The sequence below is a fragment of the Actinomadura rugatobispora genome (assembly GCF_042656285.1).
Classification (GTDB): Bacteria; Actinomycetota; Actinomycetes; order Streptosporangiales; family Streptosporangiaceae; genus Spirillospora; species Spirillospora rugatobispora.
This window is the reverse complement of the sequence record NZ_JBHSON010000012.1, coordinates 183,062-191,520: the sequence shown is the minus strand read 5'-3', so window position 1 is coordinate 191,520 and position 8,459 is coordinate 183,062. Positions and strand designations below refer to the sequence as shown.

The following is an 8,459-nucleotide window of genomic DNA, read 5'->3' as shown; positions in this document are numbered from 1 at the left end:
AACAGGTTGAGGTTCGCGGTTCGTCCGCCCCGGCAACCCGGAGCGTCCCCGCGCAGCGACGGCCGGTCCGGCCGCCGTGCACACGAGCCCGAGCTCGCGCGCGATCACGAGTCTGGTCTCGTGGGCGATGTCGCGTGCCGCGTTCACGTCGGCGTTGCAGGCGAAACCGCAGGACCGGCACCGGAAACGCGCTTGGCTCTCACGCGCCTTCGGGTCCCTGATCCTGCACGCCGAGCAGCGCTGCGAGGTGCCCGCGGGATCGATCCTGTGCACACGGCCGGGCGCCTTATGCTCCAGCCGCTCGACCAGCACGGCCCATCCGCCGGCCAGGATGCCCCGGTTCAGGCCCGCCTTGGCGGCGACATTGCGTCCCGGCCGCTCGACGGTGCCCTTCGCCGAGCGGGTCATGCCCCGGACGTTGAGGTCCTCGACACCGATCACATCGAACCCGCGCGCCAGCGCGGTGGAGGTCTGCTCCACCCAGTTCTTGCGGCGATCGCTCTGGCGGGCCTTGAGCCGGGCGAGTGCGGCCTTGAGCCTGGCCCGGCGGCCGGAGCCGCGCCGGGCGCGCCCCAGCTTGCGCGCCAGCAGCTCCAGGCGCCGCGTCTCCCCCGGGGTGAGGCCGGGGACCTTCAGCAGGTCCCCGGTCGAGAGGGCGGCGCTGACGGTGACGCCACGGTCCACTCCGACCACGCTCCCGTCACCGGGGCCGGGGACCGAGGGCGGGACGTGCGCGAACGCCACATGCCAGCGCCCGGCCCGATCACGCGTCACCCGATAGGACCTCACACCCTCCGGCACCGGCCGCGACAGACGGAACCTCACCCACCCGCACTTGGGCACCAGCACCGCACCCCACCTGCGCGACAACCGCACGACCTGATGCGGCTTGACGCCCACCTGCCGGAACCCCTCATGCACCCCCTGCTTGCGCCAGGTGGGACGGCGGTGGGTACCGGCGAAGAAGTTGCTCATCGCCTGCGCAAAATCACGCAGCGCCTGCTGCTGCACCGTCTGCGACCCCGCCCGCAACCACCCGAACTCGGCACGGGCCTGCGTGGGCTGCCGGGACTGCTCGTTGTAACCGGGCGCCCCGCCCCGGCGCCGGGACCAGAAGCTGTGTTGCTCGACGGCCAGGTTCCACGCGTACCGGGCGTGCGCGCAATGCGAGAGCAGGACTTGCTCCTGCTCGAGCGCGGGGACCAGGCGGTAACGCGGCACGAGGCGAGCCCAGCGTGCACGCTCGAACACACGGGCGAAAACGTACTGGATCGCGCCTGGTCAACCGGCATTCGCCCGCAGGGGGCGAATCTGCTTTCCCTGCCCTGCTCCGCAGGAGTCCGATTTCTCCCCGGCCTCAAGGCCGGGAACTCCTCGGAGGTCCCTTGATGAACGGATGCGACGCTCGCAGCCTGCTCCACCCGTACCTGCTCCTGCTGCTCTACGAGCGTCCCGGCCACGGGTACGACCTCATCGGCCGCCTCGGCGGCTCGGGGGTCTCCGACGTCGAGCCGGGGCACGCCTACCGGGTGCTGCGCAACCTGGAACGCGAAGGGCTCGTGGTCTCCTCGTGGGTGCCGTCCGAGACGGGACCGGCCCGCCGGAGGTACGAGCTGACGCCCAGGGGCGTGGAGCACCTCGGCACGTGGACGCCGAGGCTGGCCCACCTCGGGCAGGTGATCGCCGCCTTCCTCGACCGCTGGGCCGCGGCCTCCCGCGGCGCCGCCGACGCCGGGCGCGCGGCGTCCTGGTCCTGAGGCGGCCCCATGGAGACGGCGCGGGCGAGGGAGGCGGTCCGGCGGGCGTTCGACCGGCGGCTGGAGCCGGGCCGCGCGCTCGCGGGCGAGGCCGACCGGATCGCCCGCGCCTGCCGCGCCATGGCCGTCCGGTTCCACCGCGGCGGCCGGCTGATCGTCTTCGGCAACGGCGGGGCCTGCGCCGACGCCCAGCACGTGGCCGTGGAGTTCGTGCACCCGGTGATCGTGGGCAAGCGGGCGCTGCCCGCGCTCGCCCTGACCGGGGACGTCGCCACGCTGACCGGGATCGCCGCGGCCGACGGGGTGGAGGAGATGTTCGCCGCCCAGCTGCGCGCGCTCGCGGCGCCCGAGGACATCGCGCTCGGCCTCTCCCCCGGCGGCCGGTGCGGCAACGTGCGGGGAGCGCTGGAGACGGCGCACGGGATGGGCCTGCTCACGGTCGCCCTGACCGGCGAGGGCGGCGGCTTCCTCGCCCGGAACCCCGCGGTGGACCACCTGCTGACGGCCCGTGCCGGCGACCCCCTCCTGGTCAAGGAGATGCACGTGACCGTGTACCACGTGCTGTGGGAGCTGGTTCACGTGTTCCTCGAAAGGCCCGGACTGCTGGAGAAGGAGGGCGTGGGATGAGCGTGCCCGACTGCCATGGCGAGGTCTGCGTCACCTGTTCGGACTCCGCCGTCCGGGTGCGGGTGAGGGAGCTGCTGCCCGACGGGCTCGCGATCGTCGAGACCGAGGCCGGGCCCGAGGAGGTCAGCGTCGCGCTGGTCGACGCGCGGGTCGGGGACGACGTGCTCGTCCACGCCAAGGAGGCCATCGCGGTCATCCCGGACGGTGCGCGATGAGCGCGGGCGGCGGCGTGGAGGCGCTCTACCCCTTCCTGTACGAGGGCGGCGCGGAGGCCGCGGCGGTGCTCGACGAGGTGCGCGCCTCGACGGTGCGGAAGGCCGCGGAGATCGTGGCCCTGCGCCAGAGCCTCGCCGACCTGCTGGGCGACGGGCTGGTCGCGTGCGCCCGGCGGATGGCCGGGGCCTTCCTCGACGGCGGGCGGCTGTTCGCCTTCGGGAACGGCGGCAGCTGCACCGACGCCCAGGATCTGGCCCAGATGTTCCTGCACCCGCCCCAGGGGCGGCCCCTGCCCGCCTTCTCGCTGACCGGTGACGTCGCCGCGCTCACGGCGCTGTCCAACGACGTGGGGTTCGAGGTGGTGTTCGCCCGGCAGCTCGCGGCGTTCGGGCGCCGGGGCGACGTCGCGGTCGGCCTCTCCACCAGCGGCGGATCGGCCAACGTCCTGCGCGCCTTCGACGAGGCGTCCCGGCGCGGCATGGTCACGGTCGGGTTCGCCGGGTACGGCGGCGGCGCGATGGCGGAGGCGGGCACGGTCGACCACCTGTTCGTGGTGCCGTCGTCCTCGGTGCACCGCATCCAGGAGGCGCAGACGACCGCGTACCACGTCCTGTGGGAACTCACGCACCAGGCGCTGGACGACCGGCTGTGACCGGCCGGATCCGGGTCCGGGTCGAGGGCGTCGTGCAGGGGGTCGGCTTTCGCCCGTTCGTGCACGAACTGGCCGGGCGGTACGGGCTGTCGGGGTTCGTGGGCAACGACTCCGAGGGCGTGTTCGCCGAGGCCGAGGGGGATCCGTCGGCGCTGGCCCGGTTCGTGGACGACCTCGGCGGGCGGGCTCCGGCGCTGGCCGTGGTGGAGCGCGTCACGGCCGAGCCGCGGCCGCCGCTGGGCGAGCCGGGGTTCCGGATCGTGCCGAGCGACGGCGCCGCCCCGCCCGCCGCGCTCGTGTCCCCCGACACCGCGACCTGCGCGGACTGCCTCGACGAGCTCGCGGACCCCGGCGGGCGGCGGCACCGCCACGCGTTCACCAACTGCACGCAGTGCGGGCCACGGTTCACGATCGTCAAGGCGGTCCCGTACGACCGCCCCGCCACCACGATGGCCGGTTTCGCGATGTGCGCCGCGTGCGCGGGCGAGTACGGGGATCCCGCCGACCGGCGCTTCCACGCCCAGCCGGTGTGCTGCCCCGCGTGCGGCCCGGCGCTGAGACTCCTCCGGCCGGGCGGCGCGGCGATCGTGGAGGAGGCAGTGGGTGCGGCGGCGGGCCTGCTGCGCGACGGCGCGATCGTGGCGGTGAAGGGCCTCGGCGGCTACCACCTCGCGGCGGTCGCCTGCGACGAGCGCGCCGTGGCCGCGCTGCGGGCGCGCAAGCACCGCGAGGAGAAGCCGTTCGCCGTCATGGCCGCCGACCTGGCGGGCGCGCGGGAACTGGTCCGGCCGGACGCCGCCGGGGCCGCCCTGCTGACCGCCCCGTCCCGGCCGATCGTGCTGCTCCCCCGCCGCGCGGGCGCGCCGGTCGCGGCCGCCGTGGCTCCCGGTAACCGCGAACTGGGCGTGCTGCTGCCCTACACCCCGCTGCACCACCTCCTGCTGGCCGAACTCGGCGGGCCCATCGTGCTGACCAGCGGCAACGTGTCCGACGAGCCGATCGTCCACCGGGACGAGGACGCCCTGGAACGGCTCTCGGGCATCGCCGACGCGTTCCTGACGCACGATCGGCCGATCCACATCCGGACCGACGACTCGGTCGTGCGCGCCTTCCGCGGCCGCCCGTACCCGCTGCGGCGCTCCCGCGGGCTCGTCCCGTCGCCGGTACGGGTGCCCTGGGAGTTCCCGAGACCCGTCCTGGCCTGCGGCGGCGAGCTGAAGAACACCTTCTGCGTCGCCAAGGGGAACCGCGCCTTCCCGTCCCATCACATCGGGGACCTGGAGAACCACGAGACGCTGCGCTCGTACACCGCGGGGATCGAGCACTTCTGCGGGCTGTTCGGCGTCCGGCCGGAGGTCGTCGTCCACGACCTGCACCCGGAGTACCTGTCCACGAAGTACGCGCTGGAGCGGGAGGACGCCGAGCTGCTCGGCGTCCAGCACCACCACGCGCACATCGCGGCGTGCCTGGCCGACAACGGGGAGGCCGGGCCCGTGATCGGCGTCGCGTTCGACGGGCTGGGGTACGGGGACGACGGGACGCTGTGGGGCGGCGAGTTCCTGATCGCGGACCTGGCCGGTTACCGGCGCGCCGGGCATCTGGAGGCGGTGCCGATGCCGGGCGGGGCCGCGGCGGTCCGCGAGCCGTGGCGGATGGCGGCGGCCTACCTCGACGCGGCCTACGGCGATGACCGTCCTGAGCTGGAGGTTGTGCGGCGCAACCGCGAGCGGTGGCCCGCCGTGGTGGCGATGGCGCGCTCCGGCGTGAACGCGCCGGCGACCTCCAGCGCGGGACGGCTGTTCGACGCGGTCGCGGCGATCGCCGGCGTGCGCGACCGGGCCGGCTACGAGGGCCAGGCCGCGATCGAGCTGGAGCAGCGCGCCGACCCCGGCGAGCGCGGCGCCTACCCGGTGACGGTGACCGGCGGCGCGACGCTGGTGCTCAAGGGCACCGACCTCGTGCGCGGCGCGGTCGACGACGTCCGCGCGGGCGCCGGAGCGGGTGTGGTCTCCGCGCGCTTCCACAACGGCCTGGCGCGCTCGGTCGTGGAGACGGCGCGGACGCTGCGCGAGCGTTCCGGGCTGGAGACGGTGGCGCTGTCGGGCGGCGTCTTCCAGAACATGCTGCTGCTGGAACGGGTCGTGGCCGGGCTGGAGGACGGCGGCTTCCGGGTCCTGGTCCACGCCCGCGTCCCGGCCAACGACGGCGGCATCTCCCTGGGCCAGGCGGTGATCGCCGCGGCCCGCGACCGGGCCGGGGCGTGACCGTCAGCAGATGCGCGGCAGCGGGTCGCCCACCAGCGTGTCGACGATCCGCGTGCCACCGAAGGCGGTCTTGAGCAGCACCAGCCCGGACGGGTCGTCGTCGACCGCCCCCACCACGGCGGCGCCCTCCCCCAGCGGGTGGCCGCGCAGCGCGTCCAGCGCCGCCTCCGCCCGGCCGCCGTCGACGACGGCGACGAACCGCCCCTCGCACGCCACGTACAGCGGGTCGATGCCCAGCAGCTCGCAGGCCCCGCCGACCGGGGCGCGCACCGGCACGGCCGCCTCCCGCAGCACGACCGTGCGCCCGGCGGCCCGCGCCACCTCGTTCAGCACGGTCGCCACGCCTCCTCGGGTGGCGTCCCGCATCATCCGCACGCCACCGGGGACCGCGTCGAGGAGCGCGGCGGTGAGACCGTTCAGCGGGGCGGTGTCGGAGGTGACGTCGGCCTGGATGTCGAGCTCGCCCCGGGCCAGCATGATCGTGACGCCGTGCTCGCCGATCGGACCGGACACCAGCACCGCGTCACCCGGCCGCACCGACCCCGGCCCCAGGGCCGGGGCGTCCCCGGCGCGGTCGAGCACCCCGATGCCGGAGGTGTTGACGTAGCAGCCGTCGGCCTTGCCGCGTTCGACGACCTTGGTGTCCCCGGTGACCACGGCGACGCCCGCCCGCGCGGCGGCCTCCGCCATCGAGGCCGTGATCCGCCGCAGGTCGGCGACGGGGAAGCCCTCCTCCAGGACGAACCCCGCCGACAGGTACAGCGGCCGGGACCCGCTCACGGCCAGGTCGTTGACGGTGCCGTTGACCGCCAGGTCGCCGATGTCGCCGCCGGGGAAGAACAGCGGCGAGACCACGTAGGTGTCGGTGGTGAACACCACCCGGGCGCCGTCCACGCCGAGGACCGCGCCGTCGTCCAGCGCCTCCAGCGCCGGATTGCGGAACGCCTCCACGAACAGCGCCTCGACCAGCGTCTGGGTCGCCTTGCCGCCCGCGCCGTGGGCGAGGGTGATCCGCTCCTCCCGCACCCTGGGCTTGCGCCGGCGCGCCCGCTCGATCCGCTCCAGGACCTCTTCCTCGCGGATGTGCCGGGTGGTCATGCGCGGATCGCCTCCTGCACGCGCTGCCGCGTGAACCGGCCGAAGTTGTAGTACGCGGCGCACGCCCCCTCCGACGACACCATGCAGGTGCCGATCGGGGTCTCGGGCGTGCAGGCGGTGCCGAAGACCTTGCACTCCCAGGGCCGGAGCACGCCCTTGAGCACCTCGCCGCACTGGCACGCCTTGGGATCGGCCACCCGCACCCCGGGCACCTCGAAGATCCGCTCCGCGTCGTGGGCGGCGAACTCCTCGCGCAGCCGCAGCGCCGACTGGGAGATGAACCCGAGGCCGCGCCACTCGAAGTACGGCCGCAGCTCCATGACCCGGGAGATCGCGTCCAGGGCGCGCCGGTTGCCGTTCCACTGGACGACCCGCGTGTACTGGTTCTCCACCTCGGCGCGGCCGTCGGCGAGCTGCTGGAGCAGCATGTGCACCGACCGCAGGATGTCCGCCGGCTCGAAGCCCGCGCACACCAGCGGCCGGCCGTACACGGCGGGGATGAACTCGTACGGGCGGCAGCCGATCACGGTGGAGACGTGCCCCGGGCCGAGGAAGCCGTCGAGCCGCAGGTCGGGCGAGTCCAGGATCGCCTTGATCGCCGGGATGATCGTCACGTGGTTGCAGAAGACGGAGAAGTTGGCCACGCCCTCCGCCGCCGCCCGCAGCACGGTCATCGCCGTGGACGGCGCCGTGGTCTCGAACCCGATCGCCATGAACACGACCTTCCGGTCCGGGTTCTCCCGGGCGATCTTGAGGGCGTCCAGCGGCGAGTAGACCATCCGGATGTCCGCGCCCTCGGCCTTGGCGTCGTAGAACGAGCCCTGGCCGCCGGGCACCCGCATCATGTCCCCGAACGAGGTCATGATGACCTCCGGGCGGCGGGCGATCGCGATGGCGTCGTCCACCCGCCCCATCGGGATCACGCACACCGGGCACCCGGGCCCGTGCACCAGCCTGACGGTCTCGGGCAGGTGGTCCTCCAGGCCGTGCTTGTAGATGGTGTGCGTGTGGCCCCCGCACACCTCCATGAACGTGTAGTGCCGGCCCGGCTCGCACAGGCCGGCGATCCGCGCGGACAGGGCCTGGGCCTGCCCGGCGTCGCGGAACTCGTCGACGAACCGCATGACGGTCAGCCGCCTTTCAGGTCTTCGGTCTCGGGAGCGTCGTCCGATCAGTGTTCAGGTGATGTCGGATCCGGACAGGGCGTCCAGCTCGTCGGTGTAGGCCTCGCCGAGCCCGCGCAGCAGTTCCAGCGTGGCCGCGGCCTCCGCCTCGTCGATCTTCGACATGGCGAAGCCGACGTGCACGAGGACCCAGTCGCCCGGGGCGACCCGGTCGGCGCCGAGCAGGCCCACGTTGACGGCGCGGCGGACGCCGGCGACCTCGACCGTGGCCAGGTCGCCGCCGTCCGCCGCGATCGCGACGATCTCACCGGGGATGGCGAGGCACATCAGCGGCGCCGCCCCTCGTTCACATCCGCTCCATCTTGATGTAGCGGGCCATGGCCGGATACTCCCGCCACAGCGCCACCAGCACCGCGGCCCCGGCCACCACGCCCAGGACGGTCAGCGGTCGTCGCATGTCCGTCGTCTCCTTCGTCGCTGTTCTCCGGCCCCGCGTCGGGCAGCGGCCGCTCATCCGGGCGGCAGGTTCGGCATGTCGGGCGCGATCGGGTCGTGCGCCTTCGGGTTCACCCCGGTGGAGCGCCGCGCGTCGGCGGTGTGGTCCTCGTGGTGCCCCGACTGCTTCTCGTAGGCGCCCGGCTCGTTCCCCTGCCGGACGCCCTTGGTGTGCGACGGGGTGTCCGGCGCGACGTCGGGCTTGCCCACCTTGATCTCGGCCATG

The 8,459-nt window shown here is 74.1% G+C and carries 11 protein-coding genes; 5 read left to right on the top strand and 6 right to left on the bottom strand.

What is annotated here, in order from left to right; translation table 11 throughout:
* The coding region (locus ACFPZN_RS11565) for an RNA-guided endonuclease InsQ/TnpB family protein (RefSeq protein WP_378281862.1) at positions 1 to 1,221 on the bottom strand (1,221 nt) is incomplete at its 3' end.
* Between the two features lie 167 nt (positions 1,222 to 1,388).
* On the opposite strand from ACFPZN_RS11565, the gene ACFPZN_RS11560 reads away from it, so the two are divergent.
* Genes ACFPZN_RS11560 through hypF form a run of 5 tightly spaced genes read left to right on the top strand, consistent with a single transcriptional unit; the run spans position 1,389 to position 5,516 of the window.
* On the top strand, positions 1,389 to 1,757 hold the full coding sequence (locus tag ACFPZN_RS11560) for a PadR family transcriptional regulator (protein WP_378281861.1): 369 nt from the start codon (positions 1,389 to 1,391) through the stop codon (positions 1,755 to 1,757).
* 9 nt (positions 1,758 to 1,766) lie between these two features.
* On the top strand, positions 1,767 to 2,384 hold the full coding sequence (locus ACFPZN_RS11555) for a D-sedoheptulose-7-phosphate isomerase (RefSeq protein WP_378281860.1): 618 nt from the start codon (positions 1,767 to 1,769) through the stop codon (positions 2,382 to 2,384).
* The gene (locus tag ACFPZN_RS11550) at positions 2,381 to 2,599 is read left to right on the top strand and encodes a HypC/HybG/HupF family hydrogenase formation chaperone (RefSeq protein ID WP_378281859.1); all 219 of its coding nucleotides are present in this window, start codon (positions 2,381 to 2,383) and stop codon (positions 2,597 to 2,599) included. Before ACFPZN_RS11555 ends, ACFPZN_RS11550 begins: the two co-directional genes overlap by 4 nt.
* Positions 2,596 to 3,252, top strand: coding sequence for a D-sedoheptulose-7-phosphate isomerase (locus ACFPZN_RS11545; protein WP_378281858.1), 657 nt, complete (start codon positions 2,596 to 2,598; stop codon positions 3,250 to 3,252). The genes ACFPZN_RS11550 and ACFPZN_RS11545 overlap by 4 nt, the downstream gene beginning before the upstream one ends.
* On the top strand, positions 3,249 to 5,516 hold the full coding sequence (gene hypF / locus ACFPZN_RS11540) for a carbamoyltransferase HypF (RefSeq protein ID WP_378281857.1): 2,268 nt from the start codon (positions 3,249 to 3,251) through the stop codon (positions 5,514 to 5,516). Before ACFPZN_RS11545 ends, hypF begins: the two co-directional genes overlap by 4 nt.
* Before the next feature lie 3 nt (positions 5,517 to 5,519).
* Here hypF and hypE read toward each other — a convergent pair whose 3' ends face one another.
* From hypE to ACFPZN_RS11515, 5 genes are read right to left on the bottom strand one after another with little or no spacing between them, the layout of a single operon-like run.
* Positions 5,520 to 6,614 (bottom strand): hydrogenase expression/formation protein HypE, encoded by a 1,095-nt coding sequence (gene hypE, locus ACFPZN_RS11535; protein WP_378281856.1) that lies wholly within the window; start codon positions 6,612 to 6,614, stop codon positions 5,520 to 5,522.
* Positions 6,611 to 7,738, bottom strand: a complete 1,128-nt coding sequence (hypD, locus tag ACFPZN_RS11530) for a hydrogenase formation protein HypD (RefSeq protein WP_378281855.1) — start codon at positions 7,736 to 7,738, stop codon at positions 6,611 to 6,613. The genes hypE and hypD overlap by 4 nt, the downstream gene beginning before the upstream one ends.
* Positions 7,739 to 7,792: 54 nt before the next feature.
* Positions 7,793 to 8,065, bottom strand: a complete 273-nt coding sequence (locus ACFPZN_RS11525; protein ID WP_378281854.1) for a HypC/HybG/HupF family hydrogenase formation chaperone — start codon at positions 8,063 to 8,065, stop codon at positions 7,793 to 7,795.
* 19 nt (positions 8,066 to 8,084) lie between these two features.
* Complete coding sequence (locus ACFPZN_RS11520; protein WP_378281853.1) at positions 8,085 to 8,195, bottom strand: DUF6893 family small protein; 111 nt, start codon at positions 8,193 to 8,195, stop codon at positions 8,085 to 8,087.
* A 53-nt stretch (positions 8,196 to 8,248) separates the two neighbouring features.
* Complete coding sequence (locus tag ACFPZN_RS11515) at positions 8,249 to 8,458, bottom strand: hypothetical protein (protein WP_378281852.1); 210 nt, start codon at positions 8,456 to 8,458, stop codon at positions 8,249 to 8,251.
* Between the last annotated feature and the right edge of the window lies 1 nt (position 8,459).

Coding starts and splice junctions, on each gene's coding strand:
- ACFPZN_RS11545 (WP_378281858.1), top strand. CDS start 2,596: ATGAGCGCGGGCGGCGGCGTGGAGGCGCTCTACCCCTTCCTGTACGAG.
- ACFPZN_RS11520 (WP_378281853.1), bottom strand. CDS start 8,195: ATGCGACGACCGCTGACCGTCCTGGGCGTGGTGGCCGGGGCCGCGGTG.
- hypD (WP_378281855.1), bottom strand. CDS start 7,738: ATGCGGTTCGTCGACGAGTTCCGCGACGCCGGGCAGGCCCAGGCCCTG.
- ACFPZN_RS11555 (WP_378281860.1), top strand. CDS start 1,767: ATGGAGACGGCGCGGGCGAGGGAGGCGGTCCGGCGGGCGTTCGACCGG.
- ACFPZN_RS11525 (WP_378281854.1), bottom strand. CDS start 8,065: ATGTGCCTCGCCATCCCCGGTGAGATCGTCGCGATCGCGGCGGACGGC.
- ACFPZN_RS11560 (WP_378281861.1), top strand. CDS start 1,389: ATGAACGGATGCGACGCTCGCAGCCTGCTCCACCCGTACCTGCTCCTG.
- hypE (WP_378281856.1), bottom strand. CDS start 6,614: ATGACCACCCGGCACATCCGCGAGGAAGAGGTCCTGGAGCGGATCGAG.
- ACFPZN_RS11550 (WP_378281859.1), top strand. CDS start 2,381: ATGAGCGTGCCCGACTGCCATGGCGAGGTCTGCGTCACCTGTTCGGAC.
- ACFPZN_RS11515 (WP_378281852.1), bottom strand. CDS start 8,458: ATGGCCGAGATCAAGGTGGGCAAGCCCGACGTCGCGCCGGACACCCCG.